Raw genomic sequence first — 16,194 nt, 5'->3', positions numbered from 1 at the left:
CGCTCTGCTGCGAAAATAAAACGTAACGATTTGCGCACGACCGGCAGTTCAGGCGGGACGATTCACGTACAATTTCCCGCTACTTATGGTATTTACAATTGAACAAACTTCGAGGTTAATATGGACCCAGCAAAATTTTTATCTAAAGAAGAACAGCAGCAAATAATTCGAGCCATTCAGGAGGCGGAAAAAGAAACCAGCGGCGAAATTCGCCTGCACATCGAATCCAGATGCAAGGACGATCCACTGGAAAGAGCGAAAGCCATCTTCCAGAAATTAAAAATGCACCAGACAGCCCTGCGCAATGGGGTTATTGTTTATCTGGCCGCTGACGATCGCAAATTTGCCATCTGGGGCGATAAGGGCATTAACGAAAAGGTGCCGGAAAATTTCTGGGAAGACGTTAAAGAAGCCATGGCGGAACTCTTTAAACAAAATCGCTTTGCCGAGGGGCTGGAAAAGGGCATCTCCATGATCGGCGATAAACTGAAAGAGTATTTCCCCTATCAGAGCGACGATGTGAACGAACTTTCTGATGATATTTCGTTCGGCGATTAGTAGGGGCTCCACGCCGGAGGCGGTAACAGGGTAAGAGTTGATTGGATGAATGGATGAATGGTTGAATGGTTGAATAGTTGAATGGTTGAATAGTTAGCCTGTCATTTCAAACCTGTTTCTGCAATGTGGAGAATTCCTGCCACCGTTTATGTAGGGGCGAAGGATTTCCAAGAAAAATTCAGCGCTGGTAAGCATTAATCCTTAGTCATATAAAAAAAGCGCTCTGGATAAAGGGGGGGTGGAAATCCTTCGCCCTTACAAGTACGGTCATTCCTAATCTTTTGTCTGGGAATAAGGATACAGGAAGTGAGGGCAATTGAAGCTATTTTAATTGAAAATATTCTTTGCGCCCTTTGTGACTTCTCTGTGGTTGCTTAAATCTTTGCAAAAATATTCTGGGTTGTGGCTTTACTACACTGGGAATAACATTAAAAATAGAATGGTTTAAATCTAAGCCGGAAAGCAATAGGCTGAAAATCGCTGTTCAGTATGTTTTAAACAAAAAACAGCAGTATTTGATATTCAATTAAAAATAGAGGAATCAACATTGGTGGTTTACGAGTACATCGGATATGCGGGCTCTGTTTTAATTGCCGTTTCGTTAATGATGAAAAACATCTATCATTTGCGACGCGTAAATCTGATTGGAGCCACCACATTTGCTTTGTACGGATTTCTGGTAAAAGCTTACCCGGTGGTGTTGCTGAACGGCTTTATTGCCCTGGTGGACCTTTATTACTTAATAAGAATGAATCGAGAACAGGATTCCTTTCGCCTGCAGCCGCTGTCCAAACAACTGTCCATTTATTTTGATCGTTTTCTTGAGTTCCACTGGTCGGAGATCAAAAAGTTTTTTCCGGAATGCAATCCAAAGGATTTTGAAGGCGCCGAACGCTACCTGATTTTGCGCAATATGGTGCCGGTGGGGCTGGTAGTCCTGGAGCGGCAGGATGCGGAAACCATTTTCATTAAACTGGATTACGCCATTCCGGATTATCGCGATTACAAAAACGGGCGATTTATGGTTCAGGCCCTGTCGCGCAAATTTAAAGAAGAAGGCGTTAAAAAGATGGTCGCTCAGTCAACCGTGGCCAGTCATCGCAAATATTTAAAAAAGATCGGTTTTAAACAGACGGCGGAAGGTCGTTTCGAATATTGGCTCACTTAGAACACTTCCTCTGGAAGATCTAATCCCGCCAGGGAGGGCCGAATCTTTCAGGGGAAGTATCCTAAACAGCCCTTAAAGTTCGCGCACGACCATGGTCACCCTGCCCAGCACGCTTACGCCCGGGGTATTTTCGTCGATGATAACGGGAGAAGGAGTTTCTTCAGCGGTTTCCAGCCGGATGTAGTTTTTGTTAAAGAAGATTTTTCGAATAAAAAGTTTGCTCCCGAATTGAACCGCCGCAATATCGCCGGATCGCGGACGGCTTTGCAAATCCACGGTTAAAAGATCGCCTTTAAAAATGCCCTCTCCGGCCAGCGCGTTATCCAGCGCGCGCACCACCACCGAATCGCGATTTTCCTGTTGAAAATTCTGAAGCAGTTCGCCCAGGGTGAATTTACTCAACAGACGGCGATCCTCTTCTGACAGATGGACCTCGCCGATCACCGGAATTTCGTAAAACTGGTGTGCGTTGCTGCTGCTCTGTTTCATGACAAACGTTGCATTCTGGTTATTCATTAAAACAACGGATTCAATGAATTTCACGGATTAATCCGACCACCTTGCCCTGGATGGACCACTCTTGTTTGGGATGAATATCCGGATAGTCTGGGTTTTCTGCTTTCAGGTAATGGTGTCCCCGTCGCGTAATCAGTCGTTTTACCGTCACTTCATCGCCTACCAGCGCCACCACAATATCGCGATTTTTGGCGCGATTGGTGGAATTGACCACCAGCAAATCGTTTTCGTAAATGCCGGCGCCAACCATGCTATCGCCCTGTACTTTAACGGCAAAGTAGCGTCCTTCTTCTTTAATCAGCGCGCGCGGCACCGGCACGTAACGTTCTACATTTTGCTCGGAGAGAATGGGGAAACCGGCCGCTACCTGTCCGATCAAGGGGATTTCAACGTTCGGAGAAGGTTGAACCTGATAGTGCGGGGCAATAATGCGCAACCCTCTGGCCAGCGAATCTTTTTCCAGATAACCTTTTTGCACCAGGGCGTCGATGTGTTTTAAGACGGCATACTTAGATCGAATATTCATCTTTTTCGCCAGCTCCTGATAACTTGGCGGATACCCCTTTTCTTCAATATGTTTGGCGATGAGTTCCAGAAGTTGTTTTTGTCTGACTGTCAGGGATTTCATGGCGCCCTCCCGTTTAAATGCACTATCGTACACCATTTTACGAAAGGATATTGAAAATGTCAAATGAAAAAATGAGGTAAAGAGATGGGGCGGGAAATTACTTCTGCATTTCCTTGTACAAAAAAGGAATGCTATTGCACCGCCTGTTCAAGAAATATTTCATAAAAATATTTTAAATATGTGTTTGGATCGCATACCCTATCTGCAACTTTAATGCAAAACTACCAGCTTGCCGCTTTTGCGAAAAATGGCGCCCGTGCCCAGCTCCCGGGACAGCACTAAATACACATAAACGCCCGAAGCCAGGTTTTTTAAATCATCGCCTTGCAAAGTCTCATAGTGGATGCGGTTGGCTCCCCGGAATTTGGTGCCAAACGACAGCACCTTTCTGCCCCTTATGTCAAACAAACGCACCTCTACAAAACTGGGGTAGGTGACCTGGAACGGAATTTTTACAATTTCACTGGCCGGATTGGGCCTGGCCGGATAAACGGCCAGGTGTTCTCCCTGCATGGGCGGATAAACCACGGAGGTCGTGTCCAGAAAATAATAAGCCTTTTCCAGATTGATAACGCCCCAACCCAAAAACTTATCCGGAAAGGCGGCCTGCGAGGCGGTTTCTTTTAAGGCTCTGGCCATTAACTCCGGCGTGGTTTGCGGATAGGCCTGCAATAGCAACGCCGCGCCCCCGGCAGCCAGCGGACAGGAAAACGAAGTGCCGCTGGCGTACACAAACTGATCGGCATGGCTTTTAGAGGCCACGTAAACATAAAGCCCCATGGCTGCCAGGTCCGGTTTTATTCTGCCGTCTGCCGTGGGCCCCACCGATGAAAAAGAGGCGCGCAGCCCAAAGCGGTCAACCGCTGCAATGGCCAGCACCTTTTTGCCGTCGGCCGGAGCAATTAAGGTGTTTACGTCCGGATTGTCGCCTTCGTTGCCGGCGGAATTGAAGACGATCACCCCTTTTTCTACCGCCAGGTCGGCGGCAATCGTTGTTTTAGCCGTTTCGCCATCCATGTCGGCAGGGCTGTACCAGTCAATATAGCCCAGCGAGCTGCTGACAATATCCGCCCCGTTCTGTTCCAGCCATTCGATGCCCGCCACCCAGTAATCCTCTTCCACCGGCGTTTCGCTTTGATCCACTTCCGTTTTGGCCAGCAAAAACTGCGCGCGGTAGGCCGGACCGATCAACCTGGTTGGCACATAACCGGCAATGGTAGAAAGCGTCATCGTGCCGTGCCAGCCTTCAAACGCTTTAAATTCGCTGTCCGTCACATCGTCGTCGCCGTGAATAAAATCGCGCGTGGCCAGAACATTTAAACTGTCAAAAGCCACGTGGTAGTTTAAAAGATTAACCCCGTCGTCCAGCATGCCAATGACCACGCCCTCGCCATGCAGCCCTTTTTCATGCAAAAAAGGCACGCCGATTAAATCTAATTGATTAAAGGAGTAACCGTAAAATAGCGTGTCAATTTCTGCCTGAATTTTAGGGGCCAGCGTTTCAGGGCGCACTTCGATTTTTTCTTTGTCGATCGGTTTTGCCTGCCGCACAGGATCAACTTTCAACACAAAATCCAGCGCCTGCAAATCTTCTAAACTTTGGGCCGTCGCCTCAACGCTCACGGCGTTTAACCATCTGGAAACCACGCGTATCTTTTGTACGCGCGAGCGCACTTCATCAAGATATGGGGGATAAACAGGCAGGTCGCTATAATCTACCAGCGGTCGGTTGGGACGCCGCAACAGACGCCGATCAATCGCCCGCTGACGGAGCAGTTCGCCGGGTTTGTAAAGCGCCGTATTTTGGCCGCCCTTATCTTTAAAAACGACCCAGGCCAACAGATTGCCGTCGGCGGTTTGCGGAAATTGAGCGGCATGGAAGCCGGCCTGTACAGAAAGGCAAAATAAAAACAGAAATAAAAATAGAATCATTCTTTGCAACATGTTAACAACTCCCCAAAAATCAAAAAGTCTTTTGCATCGTTTGTTTTATTTCACCATCCCGATCACGCCCATCATTCTGCCGCTGTAGTTTCCATCTCTGCGGTATGAAAAATATTCGTCTGTTGCGCAATGCGTGCAGGTTGCATCCCGTTCAATATGTTCAAGAAGAACGCCCTGCTCTGTCAGTTGAAGGACAATCGCCTCAAGTAAATCCAGCTTAAAATGTCCCGGGCCGTCGGGGCTCAGGAACTGTTTGTCAAAGTATTGCGCGGTTTTTTCGTCGATCTGGTAACAAGATTTTTGCACGCCGGGGCCGATTCCTACCAGGATATTCTGCGGCGCGCAGCGAAACGTCTCGCGCATGGCGCGGATGGTTTTACCGACAATGTTTTGCGCCGTGCCGCGCCAGCCCGAATGGATAACCGCCGTCACTTTATTTTGAGGATCATAAACAAAAACAGGAAAACAATCTGCCGTTTGAACGGTAAGAAACAGGTTGGGCGTGTCGGTAATTAACGCGTCGCACTCCGCAACCACGCCGGCTTTTTTAACAATTTGAATATTGGCGGAATGCACCTGTTGAGGGAAAACCAGTCTATCTTCTTTGATGTTTAGCGCTTCAAAAAAAAGCCTTCGGTTCGCCTTTACGCGTTCGGGATCATCCGCTGTGGAAAGCCCTAAGTTCAGATAATGAAAAGGCGGATCGCTCACGCCGCCTTTGCGCGTGGAGAAAGCGTGGATCAACGACGGATACTGGTTTAATAAAGCGAATTTTTTAAGCACGGGTTGAATCTGCAAGTTTCACTCTTCCTCTGTAATTAATTTAAAGGCAGCAGCTGGCCGTAAACGTACTTCAAAATTCTTACCGCGTTGTTGTAGCGTTTTTCGCCGACATGAAAGCGTCGCAAAATGCCTTCAAAATCCGGAGCGCCTGTCAGCATATTCAAAAAGTTGTCTCTTGCCGGGCGATCTTCCGAAACGGCAATGGCATTAAGCACAAAACTGAAATTGTCGTATCCTAAAAACTCGAACTCTTCCGGCGTACGGTGAAACGAGGTGCGGAACTTATTGATAAAGTTGCGGTAATCCCAGCTTTCGTCATTTAAAAAGCGGTCGCTGATAAATAAAAGGCCGTTGACGTAAGTCTTGTTTTTGTTGAGCGCCTCGGTATCGTACCAGGCGCCATTGCCAATGATTTGAGCCTGAATATTCCAGTAGGCGTATTGAGAGGCAATTTTAGAAATATCTTCCTGATAAATGGGCAAAAGAACGCCGTCGATGCTTTGAACCGGAATATCGGCCGAGTCGATTTTAACGCGGTTCATCGAATGTAACAGTTTTTCTCTTTTTTCTTTAGAATAGATTCGATACAGCGAATCGATTTGCGAAAATTGAATGGTGGAATCGGCCTGCATGATGGAGTCTTGAAAGGCGAGTTTTAGGCCCACGCGTTTGATCGCCTTAAAATGATCGGTCAAATCGGATTCATTGGGATAGTACCAGCGTTGAATGGGAATTTCGATAAAGTTGTCTTTTAAATATTGCGTAAACGTATTGGTAAAATCGACAAAATAATCGTCAATGGGCGAGAGGGTCACAATGCGTCGCATTCTTAAAGAATCCACCACAAAACGCGCCAGTTTACTGGCCATGATATCCACCGGAACGGCCAGTTGCACCACGTTATTAGAGATGCGCCGTAAATATTTTCCGGATGCGGTGGGCGAGATCAGCGTAATATTTTCATAGTCCGCCACCACGGCGCAGGCCGCCGTAACATCATTTTCCAGCGGACCAAAAACGGCTGCGATAGAGGGATCGTTGCTGATCTCCTTCATCTTTTGTAGGGCCAGTTCCAGTTTGCCCTGGTAATCAAAAGGGATAAGCTGAACATTTACCTGGTGAATATGGTTGAACTCAGCCATGGCCAGTTGAGCGCCGTCCAGGATGGCGCGTCCCACGTCCTGATTAAGCCCGCTTAAAGGTAATAAGGCGGCAATTCTGATTTTATTGGTTTGCTTACTTTTTAAGAAATCGTAGAGATTGTTGGCCATCTCGTCGAGGGCGGCAAAGCTACCCGGCAACGAACGATAGACTTCCAGCGTCTGAATGGCAGCCTGCGGATTCCGTTCTTCGTAAAAACGTTCGGCCTTGATATATTGAATGAATTTTTTCTGGTAATTGCCGCTCGCCTGCTGTTCCAGATAGGCCAAACTCTGGGCGTCCAGCAAATAGCGCAAGGCGTTTTTGGCCAGCTCAAAGGCTTTTTTACGCAGGCGTTTATCCGCAGATTTTTCGGATAGTTTAAGCCAGAGCTGCGCCGCCGTCTGAACGCGCCCCAGACGAAAGTAGTTATTGGCCAGTACAAATTGAACGTCATCCACATATTGGCTTTGTGGAAATTCCTTTAAAAACTTTTTACAAATTTCAATCGATCCTTCATAGTCTTTTAATTTATACAGCGTTTTGGCAAGCATTAAATAATTGGCGGTTAAAAGACGGCTTTTATATCCCAGACGTGAAATCACCAGAGCAAAGTTTTTGCGAGCTTTTTCATATTCGCCCGTTTTATAGTCCTGGATGCCCTGCTGAAAGATTTTCCATTCCTGTTGGCTGGCTTGTTGTGCAAAAACTGAAACCGAAAGCGCAATAAGTACAATAAAAACATTAATGATTCGTCGCATGTTACATTCCCCGTTAGATAACACTAATTTTCATAGAACCTACTAAAATTTAGTCACTTAAAGCAAAAGAAATTATAAACGAAAAGTAAGAAAATATAGTTTCAAAATCCATAACTTTTTAAAGGAGCCTGAATGTCCCCCAAAATTTCAAACATAGACCTTATAATCTATTGATATTTAAGTGAATACATTAGCTGAATGTATGAAAAACTCACCCCCTTAATCCCCCTCTCTTTTTGCAACTGGACCTGGCACACACTTGACACAGGGGGAATAATTTGTTAAATTTTCTACATGCAAATATATGGGAAAATTTTTAGCGAACCAATATTAAAACGTATTAATGCGATCATTGCCCGGCAGCCGCAGATATCTCGTAGGAAATTATCACGAGAGGTATGCGAACTGATGGACTGGAAATCTCCCAATGGGAAATTCCAGGAGATGAGCTGCCGTAAAGCCTTATTAGAGCTGGATCGGCGCGGTTTAATCAAATTACCAGAACGAAAAAAAAGCTATGCTTTTGAAAAAAAGAAAAAGCGTAAGCTTGATGTTCCAATCGCCTCCATTGAAGGCCATTTATCGGTTTTAGGCGAAATTGTAATCGAGCCGATCAAAAGCCGCTACAGCAAGGATTCGCGCGCATGGTTTCAGTTAATAGAGAATTTCCATTACCTTAAAAGCGCAAAACTTTGTGGCGCTCAGATTCGCTATATTGTAAAAAGCGAGAAGTATGGCTATATTGGCGCTTTAGGCTTTAGTTCAGCGACTTATAAATTACGAGCCAGGGATGCCTATATTGGCTGGAGCGAAAAGGCGCGAAGGGAGAATATCCAGTATGTGATCAGTAATGATCGTTTTTTGATCGTACCTACGGTTAAGGTCAAGAATCTGGCTTCATTTCTGTTGAGTAAAGCCTTGCAGCGTATTGGAACCGATTGGGAGAGTCGTTATGGTTATCGCCCGGTTTTGGTGGAAAGTTATGTGGATTCTAGTGTTTTCAAAGGCATCGGTTACCTGGCTTCCAACTGGCTTTATGTAGGAAATACCAGCGGTCGTCGTGACGGTATCGCCAAAAAGGTATTTCTTTATCCATTGCAAAGGAACTGGCGAAAGATTTTGTGTCAGGAGAGTGCGGACGGTTTAGGCCAAGGACGATTAATCAAAGACTCATCGAATTGGGCGGAGCGGGAATTTGGCAGCATTCGCTTATATGACAATCGTCTCAAACAGCGTTTGTACGCCATAGCGGATGACTTTTACAACAAGCCGCAGGCCAACATACCGGAGGCCTGTGGTGGTAAGGCGCGCACGATGGGCGCCTATCGATTTTTTCAAAACGAGAAGGTAACCATGGATATTATTTTAGATGCACATACCGAGGCGACGATAGATCGCATAAAAGAACACAAGGTGGTTTTAGCGCCTCAGGACACGACCATTTTAGACTACAGCACGCATCCCATGACCAAAGACTTGGGGCCGACAAGCCATTTAGATCACCAGAGCATTGGCTTGATTTTACATGATACATTGGCCTTTAGTGAGGATGGCACGCCGTTAGGCGTATTGGATGCCCAGGTATGGGCTCGTGATCCGAAGGATCGAGGCAAGACGCGTCGTCGTAAGGAATTACCCATTGAGCAAAAAGAGAGTATGAAATGGTTACGTAGTTATCGCCGGGTCAACGAGATCGCTAAGTTATGTCCGGAGACGCTTATCGTAAGCGTGGGCGATCGAGAGGCGGATATCTACGAATTATTTCATGAGGCTCAAAGGAAAGATAGCAAGGCAGGACTTTTGGTACGCGTGGGCAAGCGCCGCAATCGCAAAGTGGCCGGAATTGATCTGTGGGATTACATGTCCAGTCAAGAAGAGCGCGGTCAATTTCAAATTCATGTTCCTCGTAGGGGCAATATCAGGGCTCGTGAGGCCAAGATGTCCTTGCGTTATTCGTCGATAGACTTAGAACCGCCGAAACGATTTTCGTCCTCTAAGCCCATTAAGGTGTGGGCTGTTTATATCCGAGAGGTCGATCCGCCAGCTGATATTAAGAGTCCAATAGAGTGGATGTTATTGACCACGGTGTCGGTAGAGAATTTTACTGATGCCTATCAACGAGTGCAGTGGTACACTCGTCGTTGGGGTATCGAGATATATCATCGAACGCTCAAGAGCGGCTGCCGCATAAAAGATCGTCAATTAGGCAGTGCGGATCGTTTAGAGACGGCCTTAGCCGTGGATATGGTTGTAGCCTGGCGCATTTATCATATGACCATGTTAGGTCGTGAAATACCGGATTCGCCGGCGAGCGTATTTTTCAAAGAAGAGGAATGGAAAGCGTTGTATTGCTATGTGCATAAGACGCCCATAGCGCCGGAGGAGCCGATGAGTTTACGAGAAGCCATCCGTATGGTAGGTCAGATCGGAGGCCATTTAGGCAGAAAGAGTGATGGCGAGCCTGGCACAGTAACGCTCTGGCGAGGAATACAGCGATTGGATACGGCAACCGAGATGTATATTATTTTTACTTCAAGCCGAGACGGCCCATAACCCACGGTGCTATGTGTGGGTAAAGGTCAGCTTTTTGCAAAGAGAGGGGGATAAGAGCATACCTAACGTGTTAGTAAGTATGAAATTAGGGGGTGAGTTGTAAAAATGATTTTAGAAAAAATATTGTTATCTTAAAAAATTTGGGGGCCATTCAGCTTTTTAAAGGGGCGGTGCGCCGACGGGTTTTGCGCAGCCTGTAACCATAAAGATTAAGTTCTTAAACGATTTAACCGATAATGAAAATTACCTGAAGCAAGAAGACAGGAGCTTTATCCGCTACATGATTAAAAAGATTAAGGTTGATAAGTTAAAACCCGGCGTATTTATTGCAGATTTTAATTGCAGCTGGCTCGCCCACCCTTTCCTTGTCGGCAAAAAACGAATTCGCTCCTACAAAGACATCGAAAAGATAAAACGCAGCGGCATTTCGGAAGTTTACATCGACACCACCAAAGGAATCGATATTGTCGAATCCTTTTCCAGAGAAGAACTTTTACGCTATTTTGAAGACGCCGCCCTTCCCGATATTTCCGGCTATGATTTAAATTTAGACGTTCGTGTCCCTTTAAAAAAAGAATTGAAGCGCGCGCACGAAATCCAGAGCAAAGCCTTCAGCGTCATTAAAAGCGCCTATCAGGATGCGCGTTATGGAAGCGGCATCAAGTTTGATGAAATCAACGAAATGGTCAAAGAAATCGTTGAATCCATAACTCGTAATCATGACGCCTTGCTGCTGCTCTCAAGTCTTAAGGAAAAAGACGAATATACCTTTGAACACTCCATGAATGTCTCTGTTTTAACGGCGGGGCTGTGCAAAGCCTTAAAGATGTCCAAAGAAGAGGTAATCGAGTTTACGCTGGGCTCCATGTTGCACGATATTGGTAAGAGTAAAATCCCATCGGAACTTCTCAATAAAAAAATGCCGTTATCGCCAAAAGAATTTGAGCTGATGAAAAAACATGTTGATTTTGGAATTGAGCTGGTAAAAGGACATTCCGGCATTACAGATAATATTATGGCCTACATTGCCGAACACCATGAACGCGAAAATGGCACAGGCTATCCGCGCAAGCTAAAGAGTAATGAGATATCCAGAGCAGGGAAAATAGGCGCCATAGTCGATGTGTACGACGCATTAACCACCGATCGCGTATATCATCATGCCCTGCATGCATCCGAGGCGATTAAGGATATGTACATTCAACGGGCGCTGCATTTTGATGAAGAATTGCTCGAACAGTTCATCTTGTTTATGGGCATCTATCCGCCGGGCAGTCTGGTTAAATTAAGCAGCGGATTTTTAGCAATCGTTATCGAAACGGCGCACGATAATTTACTGCGCCCTATAGTGCGTTTAATTTACGATTTAAACAAAGGCCTGCCGATTGCGCCCCGCAATCTTGATCTTTCTAAAGGCGTGGGTGAATTGCACACCATTGTGGGAATAGCCGAACCTTCTCTTTACAAAATCGATCTTAATGAGTATATGCTTCAAATGATTAACGCTTAGCGCCCTGCCCTGGCGGGATTTGAAAGTTTATATGCCGCTGGAGTGGTTGATTGGTTGAATGGTTAATCGGTTGAATGGGAGCCGGCCTGTCATGACGCAGCGAAGAGATTGCCCTCCAATGTAAAACAAAGATCACTCTCCCAGACTTTTATTCTGGGCAAAGAGGATCGAGGGGTGAGAGCAATTATGGGTAACAAAAGATTATTGTCGTAATCTGCGAGAAAATTACTTTGCGCGCGTCGCGGTTGATTTTGCTTGCGGCTGCGCTGCCCTGGTTCATTGCGCCCACATTTTGTCTGTACGTTAAATCTTTTCCCAGGGGCCGGGCAGAAAGCTGCGGCGAAACGTCATTTGCGCCTGCTTTAAAAATGTAAGAGGAGGTAAATCTTTGTAGCGTTGAGAAAAATGAAAGATAAAAAGTTTGCCGACGTTTGCCTGGTTAGCCAACCGGGCCGCCTGCTGTACCGTTAAATGAAAATTTTTTTCGGCAAGAGGCAAATCTTCCGCCAGATACTGCGACTCGCAATACAATACATCGCAATTTTTTATCCACTGAATCAAACGTCCACCGTCATTTTGCGGAAAGATGAAATCGGTTAAATAGCACAAGGAATTGCCGCGTAAAATGGTCAGCAATTCCTTTCTTAAAAAACCGACATTATAGCGCCTACCGTTGATTTTTAGCTCTTTTTCATCGGCAACCGCATCATCTTTTAAGGTTTTAATCCAGGGGCCGGGAGGCAAACGTAGTTGTTCCAGTTGGGCCACATTGATTTTTTTTCTTGGCGTTTCTGTCACTTTAAAGCCGAGTACAGGTATTTTGTGGTCGAGCGTGGCGGCAAATACCTTAAACGCCGGCAGGCTCAAAATGGCGTCGGCAACTGGTTCTTTCTTTTGTAAGTACGCTTTCTTGAATTGATCTCTCGCCAACAGTAAAAAATGTTTCAGCGAACCTTCCCCTGCTTCGTGGATAAACCAGCGGGCTCCGGCATCGGAAAGTAAATTCCACGTAAAACTATTTAAGCGGTTAAAGATTTTTTCCAGCGTTCCCGGCGGTCCCCAGATGTGAACCGGCTTTTCCGGACGATTGTAATTCAGACGGATGAAGCGGTCTAAATCGGCCACGTGATCCAGATGAAAATGCGAAAAAAACAAATGATCAATGCGCATTATCTCCGTTTGCGGCAGATTAGAGATCGTGTTCTCTCCGCAATCGAAAAGTAAACGATAGATGCTCTGGCCTTCGTCAATTTTGACAAAAAGCGCATTGTCCTGGTAAGGTTGGCCTAAAAGCCAGTGATAAATCGTCATGGCAAAGCATCCTGTTTTATTCTGGTTCAAAATCGAAAAGGCCGCTTTTTAACCCTGTTTGGCCGGCGCCGTAAAAAAGCGACCTCCGGTAAGCCAAGTGTGTTGGGGAGGTCGCATTAACCATTGCTGTTTTGGCTGCAAAATTTAGCCTGAATCAGGCCTCGATTTTTGAGCCCAGTACCTGCAAAAACTGTTTCATCCACTCCGGATGGGCTGGCCAGGCGGGCGCCGAAACCAGATTGCCGTCGGTGTGCGCGTTAGAAAAAGTTTCATTGTTAGCGATCCAGGTTCCGCCGGCCAATTCCACCTCTGTTTTAACCGCCGGATACGACGAGCACTGTTTTCCTTTTAACACGCCCGCGGCCGCTAAAATTTGCGGTCCATGACAAATGGCGGCAATGGGCTTGTTGTTTTGCGCAAAGTGCTTTACGATCTCCAGTACGCGGTCGGTCAGGCGTAAATATTCCGGAGCCCTTCCGCCCGGAATGACCAGAGCGTCATAATCCGCTTCATTGACAGAATCAAAATCCGCATTGAGCATAAAATTGTGCCCCGGTTTTTCGGTATAGGTCTGGTCGCCTTCAAAATCGTGAATGGCTGTTTTAACGGTTTGTCCCTTCTTTTTACCAGGGCACACGGCGTGCACTTCATGGCCCACCATGGTCAGTATTTGAAAAGGAACCATGGTTTCGTAATCTTCCGCAAAATCGCCCACTAACATTAAAATTTTCTTTTTAGACATGATAAAGGTCCTCCCTTTTTGGTTAAACATGAAAATGGCTTAAAAAAGTAAAATCTTTTCGAGCAGAAGTTTTGTAAAAAACCTGGTCAATCTTCCGGGAATTATTGCTCTTTTCGAAGCGTTTAATTTTTCTGCAAACTGATCTGTTCAACCGGTAAGAAAACAACAAAACCACTTACTGCTTTCTGATGTCCGATTTAGGTGAAACAAATATACAGAGAAAAATGTTCAATGGAAATATTTAATAGGCCATGTGCGGCAAAAAACGCTGCAGAATAATGGACATGGCGTTGCGATAATTTTTATCATTCCATTTAACTTAAAAATAACGGTAAGATAGGAGGCAGTTTTATTTGATAATGAGCGGACGTTGCCATAAATTTGGGTGGTGTAAGGAGGATTATTTTGGCAGAACAATTTCATAAAATATATATCTCTGCATCGGATTTTATTAAGGCCTGGGAAAAGGAAGTTTACGAACTTACCAACCTGGATTATTTTATTTACTTGTTGATGAACTCCCTTGCCGGGCAAATTGAAACTTCGTTTTTTCCTGCGTTGTACAACGCTGATGAGGAATTCGTTTTAAACAGCGACGAAATTACCAATCTGGCTTTTCATCTGGGCGACAGTGTGCAGCTCTTTTTCGATAAAAACTGTTTTGGCGGCTGCCCATTGGATTGTCCGAATCAACTGCAACAAAAAATTTCACAAGAAGACCTGGTTAAAGCGGGCAAAGTCCCCGAAAGCGCCGAATTTGGAATTTACTCCTGTACCATCAAGGAACATTGTCTTAAATATGATTTATTGAACTATGTGGTTATCGATGCGGTGCTGGATTTTTACCGCTACGATCTAAAAACTTCGGCTACTGATGGACATCCGGTTTTACAAAAGCTGATTCAGTTCATTAACGAAAAAATTGTTGACCTGATTAAAAAAGAAGGCGATCCGTTGTTAAAAACGCCAGACGAAAACGCCTCGGACCTTTTCGATCGTTTAATTGAATTTGACGATAACTCGTGGACGGAACTCGATTTTTCTTCTCTGGACGATCCAGACGACTTTGAAATGGATGAACCCTGGAAACGGGCAGAAAACGATCTGGTAACCGTACTTGAAGAATTCGAGACGTTAACCTCTACTTCTGGCGACAACCATGTCATCAACTTGTTCAAAAAGTTTGTAATCAATTTTATCGGGCCTTTGAACATTAATGATCTGGTGTATGAAGATTTTGAAGAATTCTTTTTGATTGTCTTTCCGACGGAATTTGCCCCGGAAGAGCGTATTCAATTTGATGGCGAAATTGAGCGTTTTGAACGGTTCATTAAATTCGTTGACTACAATTACGAAAAAAACTTTTATGTGTACTGGAACGAACTGAAAACGGCCTCATTGCTGGAGCTCAGGCGGACTTTCAAACTCAGCCAGAATTTTCATCAGACGCATTCGTATGTTGAATATCAGCTTTCCCCGGAAAAGGAAGACCCTGCCATCCTCGATGGCTTTTTTGAAGTGGTTGATTACGAAGACGGTTTTTTCGTAGTGGAAGACATTCACCTTAAGGAACGGTATCAGGATGTAGATCTCTCCCTGTTAGACGGGCGCTTTATCGAAGCGGGCGATATTATTAACATGCAAATTATTCCGCAAAACAAAGGGCAGTGGCGAGCGGTGTGGGTGGAATGTGTTTTTGCCCCCCGATCCAAATATTACCTTGTTTAATATCTTTCATTTTGCTACATTCAACAGGAAGCCTTTGAAAAAAATCAGTAACATTGTAATTTCGGTCACTATGGGGTAAAGATCTGCGGGAGCCCCTGTTTTTTTCAAAGGTTTCAATATTAAATTGATCACTAAATAAAATTCTGGAATCAAAATGGCAAATGGTCAAATACGCGTTGTTACAACCAATCGCAAGGCGCGGCACGATTATCATATTATTGATACCCTGGAAGCGGGTATCGCTTTAAAAGGAAGCGAAGTTAAGTCCATTCGCGAAGGACGCGTCAACCTGCAGGATGCTTACGCCCGTTTTAAAAAAGGTGAATTATGGCTGGTGGGCATGCATATCTCTCCCTACAAACAGGCGGCCTTTGAACAGCCCGATCCGGTGAGAGACCGGAAATTACTGCTGCACAAACGCGAGTTGAAGCGTCTTTTCCGCCAGACGGAGGAAAAGGGCGTCACCATCGTTCCGCTCAAGATCTATTTTAAAAAGCACCTGGTAAAAATTGAACTGGGCATTGCCAAAGGAAAAAGACAATATGATAAACGGGCGGCCATTGCCGAAAGAGATCAAAAAAGAGAGATGGATCGCCTCAAGAAACTTAAATACTGAGAACTACTGCGCCTCCGCCGTAAACTAAAATGCGGCAGATAAGAATATTTCTTTCAAAAATTCTGGCTCTTTAGCGTGGCAAAATGGTTGAATGGTTGATTAGTTGAATGGTTGAATGGTTGAATCAAAATAAGCAGGCGTTGGCGCCCAGCACACCGTCGGAGAAAATTCTCACCCGCAAATCAACCCCCTCTACCAGATTTTTATTCTGAGAAAAGGGAATCGAGGGGGGTGAG

13 protein-coding genes are annotated in these 16,194 nt (G+C 45.4%); 6 read left to right on the top strand and 7 right to left on the bottom strand.

The annotated features are described in order from the left end of the window. Nucleotides 1-120 precede the first annotated feature (120 nt). Both Cabys_RS03500 and Cabys_RS03495 read left to right on the top strand, forming a co-directional pair. On the top strand, nucleotides 121-558 hold the full coding sequence (locus tag Cabys_RS03500) for a TPM domain-containing protein (RefSeq protein ID WP_006928772.1): 438 nt from the start codon (nucleotides 121-123) through the stop codon (nucleotides 556-558). A gap of 550 nt (nucleotides 559-1,108) precedes the next feature. Beyond that, nucleotides 1,109-1,726 carry a GNAT family N-acetyltransferase gene (locus tag Cabys_RS03495; RefSeq protein WP_335647894.1) on the top strand — a complete coding sequence of 206 codons (618 nt, stop codon included), beginning with the start codon at nucleotides 1,109-1,111 and terminating at the stop codon, nucleotides 1,724-1,726. Between the two features lie 72 nt (nucleotides 1,727-1,798). Here Cabys_RS03495 and Cabys_RS03490 read toward each other — a convergent pair whose 3' ends face one another. The 5 genes from Cabys_RS03490 to Cabys_RS03470 all read right to left on the bottom strand — a co-directional run bounded on the left by Cabys_RS03490 (nucleotide 1,799) and on the right by Cabys_RS03470 (nucleotide 7,498). Next, on the bottom strand, nucleotides 1,799-2,242 hold the full coding sequence (locus Cabys_RS03490) for a LexA family protein (protein WP_006928770.1): 444 nt from the start codon (nucleotides 2,240-2,242) through the stop codon (nucleotides 1,799-1,801). A gap of 13 nt (nucleotides 2,243-2,255) precedes the next feature. Then, the gene (gene lexA / locus Cabys_RS03485; protein WP_006928769.1) at nucleotides 2,256-2,870 is read right to left on the bottom strand and encodes a transcriptional repressor LexA; all 615 of its coding nucleotides are present in this window, start codon (nucleotides 2,868-2,870) and stop codon (nucleotides 2,256-2,258) included. 210 nt (nucleotides 2,871-3,080) lie between these two features. Beyond that, entirely contained in the window at nucleotides 3,081-4,814 is a 1,734-nt protein-coding gene (locus Cabys_RS03480; RefSeq protein ID WP_006928768.1) for a S8 family serine peptidase, read from the bottom strand. Nucleotides 4,815-4,859: 45 nt separating this feature from the next. After that, nucleotides 4,860-5,612 carry a peptidoglycan editing factor PgeF gene (gene pgeF / locus Cabys_RS03475; RefSeq protein WP_006928767.1) on the bottom strand — a complete coding sequence of 251 codons (753 nt, stop codon included), beginning with the start codon at nucleotides 5,610-5,612 and terminating at the stop codon, nucleotides 4,860-4,862. A gap of 20 nt (nucleotides 5,613-5,632) precedes the next feature. Next, entirely contained in the window at nucleotides 5,633-7,498 is a 1,866-nt protein-coding gene (locus Cabys_RS03470) for a penicillin-binding protein activator (RefSeq protein WP_006928766.1), read from the bottom strand. A gap of 294 nt (nucleotides 7,499-7,792) precedes the next feature. Here Cabys_RS03470 and Cabys_RS03465 point away from each other — a divergent pair, with 294 nt between their 5' ends. Together Cabys_RS03465 and Cabys_RS03460 are read left to right on the top strand one after the other, a co-directional pair. Then, nucleotides 7,793-10,051: an IS4 family transposase gene (locus Cabys_RS03465; protein WP_071961261.1), complete on the top strand. Its 2,259-nt coding sequence runs from the start codon at nucleotides 7,793-7,795 to the stop codon at nucleotides 10,049-10,051. A 280-nt stretch (nucleotides 10,052-10,331) separates the two neighbouring features. Next, on the top strand, nucleotides 10,332-11,561 hold the full coding sequence (locus tag Cabys_RS03460; RefSeq protein ID WP_006928765.1) for an HD-GYP domain-containing protein: 1,230 nt from the start codon (nucleotides 10,332-10,334) through the stop codon (nucleotides 11,559-11,561). Between the two features lie 303 nt (nucleotides 11,562-11,864). Here Cabys_RS03460 and Cabys_RS03455 read toward each other — a convergent pair whose 3' ends face one another. After that, nucleotides 11,865-12,872 carry an MBL fold metallo-hydrolase gene (locus Cabys_RS03455; RefSeq protein ID WP_006928764.1) on the bottom strand — a complete coding sequence of 336 codons (1,008 nt, stop codon included), beginning with the start codon at nucleotides 12,870-12,872 and terminating at the stop codon, nucleotides 11,865-11,867. A 154-nt stretch (nucleotides 12,873-13,026) separates the two neighbouring features. Further along, complete coding sequence (locus tag Cabys_RS03450) at nucleotides 13,027-13,614, bottom strand: DJ-1/PfpI family protein (RefSeq protein ID WP_006928762.1); 588 nt, start codon at nucleotides 13,612-13,614, stop codon at nucleotides 13,027-13,029. A gap of 405 nt (nucleotides 13,615-14,019) precedes the next feature. On the opposite strand from Cabys_RS03450, the gene Cabys_RS03445 reads away from it, so the two are divergent. Continuing rightward, nucleotides 14,020-15,342 (top strand): hypothetical protein, encoded by a 1,323-nt coding sequence (locus tag Cabys_RS03445; RefSeq protein ID WP_006928761.1) that lies wholly within the window; start codon nucleotides 14,020-14,022, stop codon nucleotides 15,340-15,342. A gap of 154 nt (nucleotides 15,343-15,496) precedes the next feature. Next, nucleotides 15,497-15,958 carry an SsrA-binding protein SmpB gene (smpB, locus tag Cabys_RS03440; RefSeq protein WP_006928760.1) on the top strand — a complete coding sequence of 154 codons (462 nt, stop codon included), beginning with the start codon at nucleotides 15,497-15,499 and terminating at the stop codon, nucleotides 15,956-15,958. Nucleotides 15,959-16,194 lie beyond the last annotated feature (236 nt).

It is taken from the genome of Caldithrix abyssi DSM 13497 (assembly GCF_001886815.1).
Lineage (GTDB): Bacteria > Calditrichota > Calditrichia > Calditrichales > Calditrichaceae > Caldithrix > Caldithrix abyssi.
This window is presented reverse-complemented; position numbering and strand designations above follow the sequence as displayed.

Coding starts and splice junctions, on each gene's coding strand:
- lexA (WP_006928769.1), bottom strand. CDS start 2,870: ATGAAATCCCTGACAGTCAGACAAAAACAACTTCTGGAACTCATCGCC.
- Cabys_RS03465 (WP_071961261.1), top strand. CDS start 7,793: ATGCAAATATATGGGAAAATTTTTAGCGAACCAATATTAAAACGTATT.
- Cabys_RS03490 (WP_006928770.1), bottom strand. CDS start 2,242: ATGAATAACCAGAATGCAACGTTTGTCATGAAACAGAGCAGCAGCAAC.
- Cabys_RS03460 (WP_006928765.1), top strand. CDS start 10,332: ATGATTAAAAAGATTAAGGTTGATAAGTTAAAACCCGGCGTATTTATT.
- Cabys_RS03455 (WP_006928764.1), bottom strand. CDS start 12,872: ATGACGATTTATCACTGGCTTTTAGGCCAACCTTACCAGGACAATGCG.
- smpB (WP_006928760.1), top strand. CDS start 15,497: ATGGCAAATGGTCAAATACGCGTTGTTACAACCAATCGCAAGGCGCGG.
- Cabys_RS03470 (WP_006928766.1), bottom strand. CDS start 7,498: ATGCGACGAATCATTAATGTTTTTATTGTACTTATTGCGCTTTCGGTT.
- Cabys_RS03500 (WP_006928772.1), top strand. CDS start 121: ATGGACCCAGCAAAATTTTTATCTAAAGAAGAACAGCAGCAAATAATT.
- Cabys_RS03450 (WP_006928762.1), bottom strand. CDS start 13,614: ATGTCTAAAAAGAAAATTTTAATGTTAGTGGGCGATTTTGCGGAAGAT.
- Cabys_RS03480 (WP_006928768.1), bottom strand. CDS start 4,814: ATGTTGCAAAGAATGATTCTATTTTTATTTCTGTTTTTATTTTGCCTT.